Origin of the sequence: Saccharopolyspora taberi (assembly GCF_039534165.1) — a bacterium.
Classification (GTDB): Bacteria; Actinomycetota; Actinomycetes; order Mycobacteriales; family Pseudonocardiaceae; genus Saccharopolyspora_D; species Saccharopolyspora_D taberi.
Genome location: NZ_BAAAUX010000019.1, coordinates 131,560 through 145,943, shown reverse-complemented (window position 1 = coordinate 145,943; position 14,384 = coordinate 131,560). Strand labels below are relative to the sequence as shown.

Genomic DNA, 14,384 nt, shown 5'->3' with positions numbered 1-14,384 from the left:
TCTCCGATGCCGCACAACGGATCTGCTGAAGCACCAGCCCGCATCCACCACTCGCTGTGCCGCGACAACGCCCCGTACCGGATCGAGGTCGGCGGGGTGCTGACCGCTTCGGGACTGGTGCGGCACAAGCACGTTCTCACCGTGCTGGGAAACCGGCGATGGCTGCTGCGGCGAGGAGCCGCGGAACCCGGCGGCCCACCGGTTCTGCGCCGGTTCCCCCACGCCGCTGCCGCCCCGGCCCTGGCCGACGCCCACGTCCACCTGCATGCCGGGATGAGGCTGGCGGACTTCGTCGCCTACGGCGTGTGCCAGGTCCGGGATCTCGGGTCCACAGCGGGCACCGAGCTGGCCGTCCCGGTGGCCCGGCACTGCGGCGATCCGGTACCGGAAGTCGTCCTGGGCGGCCCTTTGCTGGACCGGCCGGGAAAACCTCGCCTGAACATCGCGGCTCGGTGGAACCGGCACGACGAGCTGCCCGCGGTTCTCGACGCGGCGATCGGGCGCGGGGCTTCCTGGATCAAGCTGTACGCGCAGTTCCCGGTCGACCTGATCGGCACCGTGGTGCGGCAAGCACATGCCCGTGATCTGCGGGTGGCCGTGCACCCTGCGCCAGGCGACGCCCCGGCCGCGATTCGCGCGGGCGTCGACGAAATCGAACACGCCGCGTGCCTGGCTCCGCGCGGTGACGGCGTCGGCGGCGCGCATGCGCTGCATCGGCGGTGGGCGCAACGGTCCGACGACTCCTGGCCGGACGTTCCCGCGGGTGTCCGGCTGTGCCCGACCCTTGTGGTGCAGCACCGGCTCGCCGAAGAAGCGTCCAGGTCGTGGTCGTTCCCCGGGGCCGACCCGGGCACGGCCGCGTTCTGGCGGGGAATGCGCCTGGCTTCGCGCCAGTGGACCGATCAGGAACTGCGCAACTGCCGGGCGGCCAGTGCGGAGATGGCGTCCGTCGTGGCGCGCCTGGTCCGGCAGGGCGTCCACCTGGTGGTCGGCAGCGACACTCCCAATCCCGGCGTTCTTCCCGGCCGGGGCCTGTGGGAGGAGATGAACCTGCTCGTCGCAGCGGGTCTGCCGCCCCTCGAGGTGTACCTGGCCGCTGCTGTCACGGGTTCCGGACTCGACGCGGCCGGAGACGAGCCGGTGACGCTGCTGCCGCTGGCGTCGCTCGCCTCATTCGAAGCGGAAGGTCGCTATCCGGTCGAACCGGCGGTCGCGACCGTGTTGCGCGGATGCCTGTTCGTCCCGGACCGCCTCAGCAACCGACATGGAGATCGCGATGGCAACACGCTACCGGCGCAACCCGGAACTGATGCTGGAGTGGGGTGAGGACCATGACAGCGTGGTGGTCGTCGATCCTCGCACCCTGCGGCGCTTCAACGTGAAGCGAACGCTGCTCGACGTGCTCAACCGGATGTCGGCGCCTGTCCTGCCCGGCGAACTCGCGGTCGAAGGCGAAGCCGAGGCGTTGCTGATGCGGCTGGCCGAAGTCGGCATCGTCGAACCTGTCGACGGTGCACGGGCTCCGGACGGGAAGCCGGAGTGGACGCCGCCCGAACTGGCTGTGCACGCGCTGGCCGCGCAGGGCGGCGTCAGCCACCTCCGACCCGACGAGGTCGACATACCCCCGGCGCGGCTGCGCCACCCCGACGCGGTCGAAACGATCCCGTTGCCCGCCGAGGAAGCCTGCCCCAGCAAGCCGCTGCGCGACGTTCTGCGGTCGCGCCGGAGCATGCGCGATTTCGCCGCCACACCGGTCGATTTCGTGCAGCTGGCCCGTTTCCTGGGCGAATCCGCGCGGGTGCGCGGATGGCTGGGGCCGCGCAGCTGGCAGGCGACCCGGCGACCGAGCGCGTCCGGAGGCGGCAGGCACAGCCTGGAGATCTACGTCTTCGCGCGGGACGTGTCGGGGCTGGCCTCCGGTGCCTACCACTACGACCCCTTCGACCACGCCTTGGAAAGGCTGCGGCCCTGGGGCGAGGACCTGGCCGACCTGCAGCACCGGCTCATCTGCCTTCCCACGCTCACCGAACATCCGCCACCGGTCAGCCTCTACCTCGTCGCCCACTACCGGCGCGTGCGGTGGAAGTACGGCGGGATGACGCTGAGCCTCATCTACCGCGACACCGGTTGCCTGCTCCAGACGATGTACCTCGTCGCCACCGATCTCGGGCTGGCGCCGTGCGCCACCGCGGCGGTCGAAGCGCAGGCCGGCCCCGACTTCCTTCGCCCCTACCGGGACCAGGTCGTCCACGTGGCGAACTTCGCCCTGGGGAATCCCGCCCGCACCGAGCCGACCAGCCCGGCTTTCCACCCGCTGACCGGAGGAGACCAGTGACGATCCAGGACCGCGCACGCCTGCCCGAAGCACCGGACGACGGGGCCGCCAACGACCGGGGGAGACTGCTGTCGATGTGCTTCGGCTACGTCGCCTCCCGCATCCTGCATGCGGCGGTCCGGCTGCGGATTCCCGACGCGCTCGCCGACGACGAACACAGCGGCACCGAACTCGCCGCGGTGACCGCCGCCCGCCCCGACAGCCTGCGGCGCCTGCTGCGAGGTCTTGAGCACATCGGGGTCATCACCGAAACCCGGCCTGACCACTTCGCCCTGACGCCGATGGGCCACCACCTGCGCTCCGAAGACCCGGGTTCGGTGGGATCGATGATCGAGCTCTTCTGCGCCCCGCAGATCTGGAGGGCGTGGGAATCGCTGGATCAGGCAGTGCGCACGGGCGAAACGGGATTCACGCGCGAGTTCGGCGCGGGCTTCTACGACCACTGCGCCCAGGACCCGTCGCTGGCGACCGCGCTCCGCGACGGACTGGGGCAGGAGGCTCTGAAAGTTGCGCCCGCGCTCGCGACCGCCGTCGACTTCTCCCGATTCCGCACGCTGGTCGACATCGGCGGTGGCAACGGCGCGTTGCTGAGCGCGGTGCTCGCTGCCAATCCCGCGCTCCGAGGCGTTCTCGTGGACACCGCAACAGGATCCGAGCCCGACAGCGCGCCACTGCGCGAAGCCGGTGTCGGACAGCGGTGCGAGCACGTGGTCGCCGACTTCTTCCGCGACGTCCCCACCGGAGGAGACGCCTACCTGCTCAAGAGCGTCATCCAGGACTGGGACGACGAGCCCGCACTGCAAATCCTGCGAACCTGCCGGCGCGCGATGTCTTCACACGCCCGGCTCCTGCTCGTCGAGTACCTCCGGGACGCCCGGCCTCCGACAGCCTCGGATGTACCGCTACGCGACCTGCTGCTGCTGACCACCTCGGGCGGCCACGTCCGCAGCGAGAAGGAGTTCGCCGACCTGCTTGCCCGATCCGGCTTCCAGCTCGTCTCAACCACTCCCGTCGACCGCAGTTACCACGTCGTCGAAGCGGCTCCCAGCGAGATCGCAGGGAGTGGGACGGCCAGCGCGATCCAGTGACGCAACAGCCAGTTCGCGCCAGCTTGCCTTCGTCCCGTCCCGCGTCGCCTCGGTGAACCGCGCGTCGCCGAGATTGCGGCGCGCGGCCTGCTCGATCCGGGGCACATCCGGCAGGGAAAGGTCCGGCAGACCGCGCACGGACGTGCTCGCGGCGAGCAGCCGCGCGGCTTGTTCGTACTGCTGGTCGCGCAGCGCGAGATCCGCCATCCCGACGAGCACCTGCGCGATCAGGGGCGCATACCCGGCCTCGGACGCCGCTTGGAAGGCCGCGACCCGGTGTTGCCGGGCCTCGTCGAGATCCTCGGCGAGGTAGCCGAGCAGGTCCTGCAACCCTGCGCGGATGTTCGCCGCCTCGGCGTGATCGCCCAGCATCGCTGTCGCGACGTCGAGCTGTCGGCGGGCCTGCTCGGCGTCACCGCTCCAGCGTGCGAGCTCCGCCTTCGCCAGGGCCAGCTCGACCAGCGCACTCGGCCAGGCGACTCGTTCCGCGGACCGCTGCGCCTCGGCCACGGCAGCCGCGCTCGACTCCTCATCGCCCAGCAGCCAGTACAACTGGGCCTGCCTCGCCCGAAGCGGCACGACGTCCTCATCGTCACCGACCTCGGTCACGACCGCGATCGCCTGCTCGTAGTGCTCGCAGGCACGGGCGAACTCGCCGCGCACGGTGATCCGGTTCGCCAGCTCGGTCAGGGCGAACGCGATTCCCCACCGTTCGCCGAGCGCGCGAAACTCGGTGAGCGCCGATTCGAGACATTGCTCCGCATCCCGGCCGCCGTGGCCAAGCATGCTCCGCATCTTGCCGAGCTGCAGGCGGGCGAGTGCGCGTACCCAGGGGTCTTCGTCGGTGAGCAGCGCTTCGAACGCGGGCAGGGTCGCGTCCGGCGTCCGCAACATGCGTTCCAGCGGGGCGAGGAAACCCAGCGCGGGGTGACGGCTCTGAACCCGCCGGCTGATCTCGTAAGCCTTGTGGATCCATTCCTCCGCGCGGTACTGATCAGCGCGCCCGGAGGTCATGAAGTACGCGGCGAACGCGTACACCGTGGCCCGGGCCTCGTCGGCCACCTCGCCGGGCAAGGCCGCCGCCGCCATGATCAGTTCGTGGCCCAGGGTCTTGTGCCCGCCGAACCACCAGTACCAGCAGGCGGCAGCGGCGAGCCGCATCGCCCCGCCCGCCTCGCAGGCGGCGAGCGCACCGCGCATCGCAGCACGGATGTTGTCGTGGTCGGCGTCGAGCGCGGCAAGCCATTCCAGCTGCTCGGCGCGGCGAAGGTGCGGCTCCGCGGTTTCGGCGAGTTCGGTGAAGTGCGCGAGGTGCGCGTGGCGCGCCAGGTCCGATTCGCCCGCCTCCGCGAGCCGTTGTCCGGCGTATTCCTTGATCGTGCTGAGCATCCGGTAGCGCGGCGCCCGGCCGTTCTCGGTGTACACCAGCGATTTCTCGGTCAGCGCGGTCAGCAACTCAAGCACCTGCCCCGCCTCGATCGCACCGCCTGCGCAGACCCGCTCGGCCGCTTCCAGGCTCGCACCACCGGAGAACACCGAGAGCCTGCGCAGCACCACCCGCTCGGCGTCGGTGAGCAGTTCCCAGCTCCAGTCGATCACCGCGCGCAGGGTCCGGTGGCGGGGCAGCGCAGTCCGGCTGCCTCCGGTGAGCAGGCGGAACCGGTCGTCGAGCCGATCGGCGAGCTGGTCGAGGGGCATGGTGCGCAACCTGGCCGCGGCGAGCTCGATCGCCAGCGGCATGCCGTCGAGTTCCCGGCAGACGCGCGCCAAAGCCGCCGAGGTCCGCGCGTCGGTCGTGAGGTCCTTGCGCACCGCACCGCCTCGGTCGCGCAGCAGCCGGACGGCCGAAGCGGACGCGATCTCGTCGGGGGTGGCGTCGTCGGCGGGCAGGACCAGCGGCGCGACCGGCCACAGCGCCTCGCCGGTGATGCCGAGGGATTCCCGGCTCGTCGCGAGGATCCGCAGCCGCTGGCATTCCCCGAGCAGCCGGTGGGCGAATTTCGCCGCGGACTCGATCACGTGCTCGCAGTTGTCCAGGATCAGCAACATCGCGCGTTCGCGGAGCGCGGCGATGATCCGGTCGGCAGGCCCGACCTCCGGTGCTTCGCTCAGCAGGGCGTCCCGCAGCCTGAGCGCGGCGAGCGTCGCTTGCGCCACATCACCGTCCGCTCCGACGGGGGCGAGTTCGACGAGCCAGACCCCGTCCGGGAAGTCGGAGAGCAGCGTGCGCGCGGTTTCCGCGGCCAGCCTGGTCTTTCCCGATCCGCCCGGACCGGTCAGAGTGGTGAGCCGGTGTTCGGCGATGAGCCCGCGAACCGCGGCGACATCGGTGTCTTTGCCGACGAAGCTCGTCAGCTCGGAGCGCAAGTTGGTCCGGCGGTCCTTCTCCCGCCGTCGTCCCAGCTCGCCCCGCAGCAGCGCGACGTGCAGTTCGGACAGTTCCGGTGCGGGGTCGACCCCAAGCGTTTCGGCCAGGGTTTCCCTGGTGCGCTGGTAGACGAGCAGCGCCTCGTTGTCCCGACCGGCCGCGACGAGGGCGCGCATCAGCGCGGCGACGAGCCGCTCTCGCAGCGGGTGCGCGGCCACCAGGTCGGTCAGCTCCGCGACCAGCTCCGCACCGCGTCCGAGGCGGATTTCCGCGTCGAACCGGTCCTCGACGGCGGTCAGGCGCAGTCCTTCGAGCCGGGTGACCGCCGCGTCGAAGGCCGCGCTGCCCTGCAATCCGATGTCCTGCATGGCCGCGCCGCGCCACAACGCGAGGGCATCGCGCAGCGGCCGCGGATCGTCGTCGTGGGCTTGATGCACGAGGCGTTCGAACCGCACGGCGTCGACGGCGTCGGGGTCCACCGCCAGCCGGTAGCCGTTGGGCCGCCCTTCGACCGTCCCTTCCGGCAGGGCTTTCCGCAGCCGGGAAACCAAGCGCTGCAAGGCGTTCGCCGCGTCGGCGGGCGGGTGTTCGCCCCAGATCCAGTCGATGAGCGCCGCTTTCGGGACCACGCGACCCGGTTGGAGGGCCAAGGCGATCAGCAGTCCGCGCAACCGGGCGCCCGGCACGTCGGATGGGACGCCGTCATCCGTCCGAACCTCGAACGATCCAAGCATCCCGATCCGCACCTGGCTGATTTTGCCACGGGTGACGCGCAGAGCTCCGGCTGTTGATCCGGACTGCCGGGACCGGTGTCAGAGCCGTGTCAGCCGCACGACAGGCGCGGCGGCGACTGTGGGCTCAACGACCAACACGAGAGGAAATGTCGATGAGCACGGTTCCTGTCCCGCACGGCCTGCCCACGGAGCGCGATGCTGGTCCCTTCGACCCGCCCCGCCGGATCACCGAGCTCCGCCAGGCGCGGCCGGTGAGCCCCCTGGTGTTCCCGGACGGTCACGAGGGCTGGCTCGTCACCGGCTACGAGGCGGTCCGCAGGCTCATGGCCGACACCCGGTTCAGCTCCCGCCAGGACATCGGCATCGTCCACGTGCCGTACGAGACGCCCGGCATGCCCGTCCCCACCGAACCGTCCCCGCAGGTGCCGGGCCTGTTCATCAGCATGGACCCGCCGGACCACACCCGCCTGCGGCGCAAGCTCACCGGCGCTTTCACCGTCAAGCGCGTGAAAATGCTCGAAGAGCACATCGCCGGCATCGTCGAACGGCAGCTGGACGAGCTGGCGGGCCTGACGCCACCGGTCGATCTGGTCAAGGAGTTCGCGCTGCCGGTGCCCTCGCTGGTGATCTGCGAGCTGCTCGGCGTCCCCTACGCCGACCGCGGGACCTTCCAGGTCAACTCCGCCAAGTTCCTGGAGAAGGACGTGACGCTGGAGGACAAGACCGCCGCGTACGGCGCGATGGTCACGTTCCTGGGCGAGCTGGTCACGCGCAAGCGCGCCGAACCCGGCGACGACCTGCTGTCCGACCTGGCCAGCCAGGACGACCTCAGCATCGAGGAACTGACCGGTATCGCCTTCCTGCTGCTGCTCGCGGGCCACGAGACGACCGCGAACATGCTTAGCCTGGGCACCTTCGCGCTCCTGGAGCACCCCGAACAGCTGGCCGAACTGCGCGCGAACCCGGACCTGCTGCCCGATGCGGTCGAGGAACTCCTGCGCTACCTGGCCATCGGTGACGTCTTCTACCGCTACGCCGCGGAGGACATCGAACTGTGCGGTGAGACCATCGGCAAGGGATCGACCGTCGTCGTCTCGCTGCTGGCCGCCAACCACGATCCCGAGCGCTTCGACGACCCCGACACCCTCGACATCCACCGCAAGGCGCGCGGCCACCTGTCCTTCGGCCACGGCGTCCACCAATGCCTCGGCCAGCAGCTGGCCCGCATCGAGATGCGCGCCGGTTTCGCCGGACTGCTGCGCCGCTTCCCGAGCCTCGAACTCGCCATCCCGGCCCGCGAAGTGAAGCTCAGGACCGACATGAACATCTACGGCGTCCACGAACTGCCCGTCACCTGGGCGGCTCGGTAGGACCGGCTGGCCGCCGTGCACTTCGGCGCGGCGGCCAGCGCGGTTGAGACACTTCGGATGTGAACCCGAACCGTCCATGCCCCTGCGGGCTCGGCGAGCCGTTCGCCGACTGCTGCGGCCCGCTGCACGCCGGCGATCGTCAAGCGGCCACGGCCGAACAGCTCATGCGCTCGCGGTACGCGGCCTTCGCCGTCGGGGACGTCGCGTACCTGCTGAAGACCTGGCATCCCTCGACCCGTCCGGCCGAGCTCGACCTCGATCCCGAGCAGCGCTGGGTCGGCCTCGACATCCTCGGCCGGACCGGCGGCGGGCCCTTCGACAGCGAAGCAACCGTGCACTTCCGGGCGCACTACCGGCTACGCGGTCAGTCGGGGGCGCTGACCGAGAACAGCCGCTTCCGGCGCACCGGCAAGACCTGGTTCTACGTCGACGGCGACCACGACTGACGGCTTGTCAAGGGGTGTCAGTCCAGGGCGGCGGAGAGCCGCTTGCCCCAGTCGGCGATCGCGTCCGTGTCGCCCGGGACTCCTGGCGTCCAGGGCAGGACCAGCCGCTCCTTGGCCTTGTCGGCGTATCGCGGGATCACGTGCAGGTGGAAGTGGAACACCGTCTGCCACGCGTCGGCACCGCAGCAGTTGAGCAGGTTCACCCCGTCCGCACCGAGCACCCCGACCGCCGCTTTGGCGATCCGCTGGGCGGCCACGGAGACGGCGGCCAGGTCTTCGGCCTCGATTTCGAGCAGGTCCTTGCTGTGCCGCTTGGGGACGACCAGCAGGTGCCCGTCCGAGGCGGGGCTGATGTCCATGAACGCGTACGTCGAGTCGTCCTCGGCCACTCTCACGCTGGGGAGGTCACCGGCCACGATGCCGCAGAACAGGCACTGATCGCTCATGGGCACGGAGGTTAGTCACGGCGGCGGTCCGGCGTTGCCGGAGGGCGTTGCACAGCGCCTCCCCGTATCTGTCCACTATGGACGCCAAGTTACCCAGAGCCTCGGATCCGCCGTCCCGCGAGCCGCCACGGAATGTGACAACCGGCACGTCGGGCGGGGTCTCCGGGATGCGGATCCGCGCTTCACCCGTAAGGTGGACGGTCTGCGCTGGGCGGGTCGGCTGGAGTACGCGCCCGGATGGACGGGAAGCGAGACGGTGATTTCACGTTCTGCTCAGAGTTGCGACCCATTCCTCGAGCCGTCGAGCGGGTGGCGCCTTCGGTGACGATGACAACGGCAGCCGAGGCGCTCACCAGGCACGCAACACTCGAGGCACACGCAGCACCCGAGACCACCGAAGGCGCGGTCTTCTGGTCCGATTTCGCGCCCGCCCAGCGAACGCTGATCGACATCCTCCAGGACACCGCCCGCCGGTACCCGGACGCTCCGGCGATCGACGACGGCGAGACCGTGCTCACCTACGCCCGGCTGACCGCCGAGATCGACGGCGTGCGGCGGCGGCTCGCCGCGGCGGGCGTCGGGGTCGGTGACCGGGTCGGGATCCGGATCCCGTCGGGCCGGGCGGAACTCTACGTGTCGATCCTGGCCGTTCTCGCTGCGGGCGCCGCTTACGTGCCGGTCGACGCCGAGGACCCGGACGAGCGGGCCGAACTCGTGTTCGGCGAAGCCGGCGTCTGCGCCGTGCTCTCCGACGGCGGTTCTTTCGAGCCGCGCGGCACGCCCCTCGGCCGGCCGGGCCGGCCCGCCCCGGCCGACGACGCGTGGATCATCTTCACCTCGGGTTCGACCGGCAAGCCCAAGGGCGTCGCGGTGAGCCACTCGGCCGCCGCGGCCTTCGTGGACGCCGAGGCCCGCCTGTTCCTCACCGAGGACCCCATCGGCCCTGGAGACCGGGTGCTGGCCGGACTGTCGGTCGCGTTCGACGCCTCGTGCGAAGAGATGTGGCTGGCCTGGCGTCACGGAGGGTGCCTGGTGCCTGCGCCGCGCGCCCTGGTGCGCACCGGCGTCGACCTCGGCCCCTGGCTGGTGGCGCAGCGCATCAGCATCGTGTCGACGGTGCCGACCCTGGCCGCGCTGTGGCCCGCCGACGCGCTGGAGGACGTCCGACTGCTCATCTTCGGCGGTGAGGCGTGCCCGCCCGAGCTCGCCGACCGCCTCGCGGTCGAGGGCCGCGAGGTGTGGAACACCTACGGCCCGACGGAGACGACCGTCGTCGCCTGCGCCGCCCGGCTGACCGGGGGTGAGCCGGTCCGGATCGGCCTGCCGCTGGCCGGATGGCAGCTCGCCGTGGTGGACGACCGCGGCGAGCCCGTCCGGATGGGCGAGACCGGTGAGCTGGTCATCGGCGGCGCCGGACTGGCCCGGTACCTGGACCCGGCCAAGGACGCCGAGAAGTTCGCGGCGCTGCCCTCGCTCGGCTGGTCGCGGGCCTACCGCAGCGGTGACGTGGTGCGTGCCGAGGCCGAGGGCCTGCTGTTCGTCGGCCGGGCCGACGAGCAGGTCAAGCTCGGCGGGCGCCGGATCGAGCTCGGCGAGGTGGACGCGGCGCTGCAGGCCCTGCCCGCGGTCGCCGGGGCCGCCTCGGCGGTGCAGACGACCGCCGCGGGCAACCAGGTCCTGGTGGGTTACGTGGTGCCCGGCACCGCCGAGTTCGACCACGACGACGCGGTGCGCCGGTTGCAGGAGCAGCTACCGGCCGCGCTGGTTCCGCTGCTCGCTGTCGTGTCCGAGCTGCCGACCCGGACCTCCGGCAAGGTCGACCGGGCGGCGCTTCCCTGGCCGCTGCCCACCGCGGGCGGCGGAGCGGGGACGTTGTCGGCCACCGAGGCGTGGCTGGCGCAGGGCTGGGCGGAGATCCTCGGGGTCGAGGTGACCGATCCGGCGGCCGATTTCTTCGCCAACGGCGGCGGCAGCCTGACCGCGGCGCAGCTGATCGCGCGGATCCGCGAGCGGCATCCGCAGGTGTCGGTCGCCGACCTCTACCAGAACCCGAAGCTGGGCGCGCTGGCCTCGCACCTCGACGCGCTGGAGGCGACGACCGGGACCACGCGGGTCGTCGAGCCGACGCCGCGCCGAACCGGCGTCTGGCAGACGCTGATCATGCTGGCGCTGCTGACGATTGTCGGGTTGCGCTGGACGGCGGTCCTGGCGGCGCTGAGCAACGTGTCCGCGGCGCTCGGTGTACTCGCGTGGGCACCGACCGTGTCCTGGTGGTGGATCGCGCTGGCCTGGGTGGTGCTGTTCAGCCCCGCGGGCCGGATCGGGCTGTCGGCCGGTGGCGCGCGATTGCTGCTCCGCGGCGTGCGACCAGGCGTTCATCCCCGAGGCGGCCGTGTTCACCTGCGCCTGTGGACGGCTCAGCAGCTCGCTGAGATCAGCGGGGCGTGCAGCGTCTCCGGTGCGTCGTGGATGACGCACTACGCGAAGGCGCTCGGCGCCAAGGTCGGCGATGACGTCGACCTGCACTCCCCGCCGCCGATCACCGGGATGCTCAAGCTCGGCAGGGGAGCGGCCGTCGAGCCGGAGGTCGATCTCGCCGGCTACTGGGTCGACGGCGACGAGGTGCACATCGGCAAGATCCGGATCGGCGCGGACGCGCGCGTCGGCGCCCGCAGCACGCTGTTCCCTGGCGCCAGGATCGGCCGGTCCGCGGAGGTCGCGCCCGGCTCGACGGTGCGCGGCGCGGTGCCGGCGGGCCAGCGGTGGGCCGGTTCGCCCGCGGTCCCGGCCCGCAAGGGAGCTCTCGCCTGGCCGTCGCGCAGGCCGCCCAGGTCGCGGTTCTGGGCCTCGGTCTACGGGGTCACGTCGGTCCTGCTCGGGCTGCTTCCCGTGCTGGCGGCGCTGCCGGGGATCGCCGTGCTCGGCGCGGCGCTGTCCGGCGCACCGGATCTCGGCTCGGCGCTGGGCTGGGTGCTGGTCGCCGTGCCTTTGGCGACCGCTGTCTACTTCGTCGTCTACGCGTTGCTCGTGCTCGTCTCCGTGCGCGTGCTGAGCATCGGGATGAGCGAGGGCTACCACCCGGTGCACGGTCGCGTGGCCTGGCAGGTCTGGTCGACCGAGCGGCTGATGGACATGGCCCGGATCGGCCTGTTCCCCTTGTACGCCAGCCTGTTCACGCCCGTCTGGTTGCGGTTGCTCGGCGCCAGGGTCGGCCGGGGCGTTGAGGCATCCACCGTGCTCGCGCTACCGAAGATGACGAAGGTCGCCGACGGCGCCTTCCTCGCTGACGACACCATGGTCGCGACCTACGAGCTCGGCGGCGGCTGGCTGCACGTCGCACCGGCTCGGATCGGCAAGCAGGCGTTCCTCGGGAACTCGGGCATGACCGCGCCGGGGCGCTCGGTGCCCAAGCGCGGGCTGGTCGGCGTGCTGTCGTCGACGCCGAAGAAGGCGAAGAAGGGCTCCTCCTGGCTGGGGATGCCTCCGATGCCGCTGCGGCGGTCGGTCGAGCGGACGGACACGAGCAGGACGTTCTCGCCGCCCCGCCGGTTGAAGCTCGCTCGTGCGGTGGTCGAACTGCACCGGCTCGTCCCGATCATGTTCAGCGCGGCGCTCGCGGTGCTGGTGCTGGCGGTGCTCGCGGCGCTGCGCGCGGCGGGCGGTCTGTGGCTCGCCGCGCTGCTCGCCGGTCCGGTGCTGCTGGCCGCCGGTGTGCTCGCATGCCTGGTGACGATCGCGATGAAGTGGTTGCTGGTCGGGCGCTACCGGGCGGCCGAGCGGCCGCTGTGGAGCTCGTTCGTGTGGCGGACCGAGCTCGCGGACATGTTCGTCGAAGTGCTGGCGGTGCCGTGGCTGATCGGTTCGGCCGGGGGCACACCGCTGCTGACGGCCTGGCTGCGCGGCATGGGCGCCGGCATCGGCCGCGGGGTGTGGTTGGAGACCTACTGGCTGCCGGAGTCGGATCTGGTGCGGCTCGGCGACGGCGCGACCATCAACCGGGGTTGCGTGGTGCAGACCCACCTGTTCCATGATCGGGTCATGCGGTTGGACGAGGTGCGTCTGGACGCGGGCGCCACGCTGGGCCCGCACGGGATCGTGCTGCCCGGCGCCGGCATCGGCGCGCACACGACCATCGGGCCCGGGTCGCTGGTGACGCGCGGGGACGACGTTCCCGCGCACTCGCGCTGGCTCGGCAACCCGATCTCGACGTGGCGGAAGCAGGGAGGGCGTCGCCGGTGAACCCGCGTGCTCCGGAACCGGGCGCGGACCGGTCGGCGGACTCGTACCTGCCCGAAAACGGCAACGGCGGCTACCGCGTCGGGCACTACGACCTGGAGCTGGAGTACCAGGTCGGCCCGAACCGGCTCGCCGGGCAGGCGACGATCTCCGCGGTCGCCACGCACGCCCTGTCGCGGTTCAGCCTGGATCTCGCCGACCTGCGGGTCCGCCGCGTGCTCGTCGACGGCCGCCCCGCGAAGTTCAACCACAGCAACGGCAAGCTGCGGGTCAGACCGGCGCGCCCGGTCGCGGCGGAGGCGGAATTCCGCGTGGAGGTCCGGTATTCGGGCAACCCGCAGCCCGTTTCCGGCCGGTGGGGCGAGATCGGCTGGGAGGAGCTGACCGACGGGGCGCTGGTCGCCAGCCAGCCGGTCGGCGCGCCGTCGTGGTTCCCCTGCAACGACCACCCCTCGGACAAGGCCCGCTACCGGGTCTCGTTCACGACTGCTTCGCCGTATTCGGTGCGGGTGACCGGGAACCTGGTGTCGGCCCGGCACCGCGGCAGCACCACGACGTGGGTGTACGAGCGGCCGGAGCCGACCGCGTCCTACTTGATGAGCGTCCAGGTCGGGCAGTACGAGGACGTCGAGCTGGCTTCCGGTCCGGTGCCCCAGCAGGCGTCGGTTCCCGCGCGGCTGCGCGACCGGTTCGCGGTGGACTTCGCGCGGCACGGGCAGATCATGGAGGCGCTGAAGCGGTTCTTCGGGCCGTACCCGTTCGCCGAGTACGTCGTGGTCGTGACCGACGACGAGCTGGACGAGCCGATCGAAGCGCAGGGCATGTCCGTCTTCGGCGCGAACCACGTGGACGGCCTGCGGACGCACGAACGGCTCGTCGCGCACGAACTGGCCCACCAGTGGTTCGGCAACAGCCTCACGATCGCGGACTGGAAGCACATCTGGCTCAACGAAGGCTTCGCCACCTACGCCGAATGGTTGTGGTCGGAGGCGTCCGGCGGGCCGTCCGCGGAGTCGCACGCGCGGGACTGGCACGCCCGGATCGCCGCGCGTCCGCCGGATCTCCGGATCGCCGATCCCGGGGTGGCGCGGATGTTCGACGAGCAGGTGTACAAGCGCGGCGCGTTGACGCTGCACGCGTTGCGCCGGGAGCTGGGTGACGAGTCGTTCTTCGCGCTGATCCGGAAGTGGGTCGCCGAGCACGCGCACGGCACGGTGACCACTGGGGATTTCACGGCGCTTGCCGCCGAACACGCGAACCGGCCGCTCAACGACTTCTTCGCGGTGTGGCTGGACAGCGCCGAGCTACCGCCCCTGCCCGGCTGAGGCTTGTGCGTTTGGGCGGGGATCCACGCGGGTAGC

General features: G+C 71.3%; 9 protein-coding genes. 7 read left to right on the top strand and 2 right to left on the bottom strand.

All coding sequences use genetic code 11. The features are described 5' to 3' along the window. The first annotated feature begins 6 nt into the window (after positions 1-6). The 3 genes from ABD691_RS22460 to ABD691_RS22450 are packed head-to-tail and all read left to right on the top strand — an operon-like array spanning position 7 to position 3,423. A complete protein-coding gene (locus ABD691_RS22460) occupies positions 7-1,326 on the top strand; it encodes an amidohydrolase family protein (protein ID WP_344682793.1) in 1,320 nt (439 codons plus the stop codon). Next, positions 1,277-2,335 carry a SagB family peptide dehydrogenase gene (locus ABD691_RS22455; RefSeq protein WP_344682792.1) on the top strand — a complete coding sequence of 353 codons (1,059 nt, stop codon included), beginning with the start codon at positions 1,277-1,279 and terminating at the stop codon, positions 2,333-2,335. Before ABD691_RS22460 ends, ABD691_RS22455 begins: the two co-directional genes overlap by 50 nt. After that, entirely contained in the window at positions 2,332-3,423 is a 1,092-nt protein-coding gene (locus tag ABD691_RS22450) for a methyltransferase (protein ID WP_344682790.1), read from the top strand. The genes ABD691_RS22455 and ABD691_RS22450 overlap by 4 nt, the downstream gene beginning before the upstream one ends. On the opposite strand, the gene ABD691_RS22445 is transcribed toward ABD691_RS22450, so the two are convergent. Continuing rightward, positions 3,334-6,537: an ATP-binding protein gene (locus ABD691_RS22445; RefSeq protein WP_344682788.1), complete on the bottom strand. Its 3,204-nt coding sequence runs from the start codon at positions 6,535-6,537 to the stop codon at positions 3,334-3,336. The genes ABD691_RS22450 and ABD691_RS22445 overlap by 90 nt on opposite strands. Before the next feature lie 140 nt (positions 6,538-6,677). Between ABD691_RS22445 and ABD691_RS22440 the strand changes: the two genes are divergently transcribed. Further along, positions 6,678-7,895 carry a cytochrome P450 gene (locus ABD691_RS22440; RefSeq protein ID WP_344682786.1) on the top strand — a complete coding sequence of 406 codons (1,218 nt, stop codon included), beginning with the start codon at positions 6,678-6,680 and terminating at the stop codon, positions 7,893-7,895. Between the two features lie 59 nt (positions 7,896-7,954). Continuing rightward, positions 7,955-8,341, top strand: coding sequence for a YchJ family protein (locus ABD691_RS22435; protein ID WP_344682784.1), 387 nt, complete (start codon positions 7,955-7,957; stop codon positions 8,339-8,341). Positions 8,342-8,358: 17 nt separating this feature from the next. On the opposite strand, the gene ABD691_RS22430 is transcribed toward ABD691_RS22435, so the two are convergent. Continuing rightward, the gene (locus ABD691_RS22430; protein WP_344682782.1) at positions 8,359-8,787 is read right to left on the bottom strand and encodes an HIT family protein; all 429 of its coding nucleotides are present in this window, start codon (positions 8,785-8,787) and stop codon (positions 8,359-8,361) included. A gap of 327 nt (positions 8,788-9,114) precedes the next feature. Between ABD691_RS22430 and ABD691_RS22425 the strand changes: the two genes are divergently transcribed. Both ABD691_RS22425 and ABD691_RS22420 read left to right on the top strand, forming a co-directional pair. Further along, positions 9,115-13,026 carry a Pls/PosA family non-ribosomal peptide synthetase gene (locus tag ABD691_RS22425; RefSeq protein ID WP_344683502.1) on the top strand — a complete coding sequence of 1,304 codons (3,912 nt, stop codon included), beginning with the start codon at positions 9,115-9,117 and terminating at the stop codon, positions 13,024-13,026. Next, a complete protein-coding gene (locus ABD691_RS22420; RefSeq protein WP_344682781.1) occupies positions 13,023-14,348 on the top strand; it encodes a M1 family metallopeptidase in 1,326 nt (441 codons plus the stop codon). Before ABD691_RS22425 ends, ABD691_RS22420 begins: the two co-directional genes overlap by 4 nt. Positions 14,349-14,384 lie beyond the last annotated feature (36 nt).

Coding starts and splice junctions, on each gene's coding strand:
- ABD691_RS22460 (WP_344682793.1), top strand. CDS start 7: ATGCCGCACAACGGATCTGCTGAAGCACCAGCCCGCATCCACCACTCG.
- ABD691_RS22425 (WP_344683502.1), top strand. CDS start 9,115: ATGACAACGGCAGCCGAGGCGCTCACCAGGCACGCAACACTCGAGGCA.
- ABD691_RS22430 (WP_344682782.1), bottom strand. CDS start 8,787: ATGAGCGATCAGTGCCTGTTCTGCGGCATCGTGGCCGGTGACCTCCCC.
- ABD691_RS22440 (WP_344682786.1), top strand. CDS start 6,678: ATGAGCACGGTTCCTGTCCCGCACGGCCTGCCCACGGAGCGCGATGCT.
- ABD691_RS22455 (WP_344682792.1), top strand. CDS start 1,277: ATGGCAACACGCTACCGGCGCAACCCGGAACTGATGCTGGAGTGGGGT.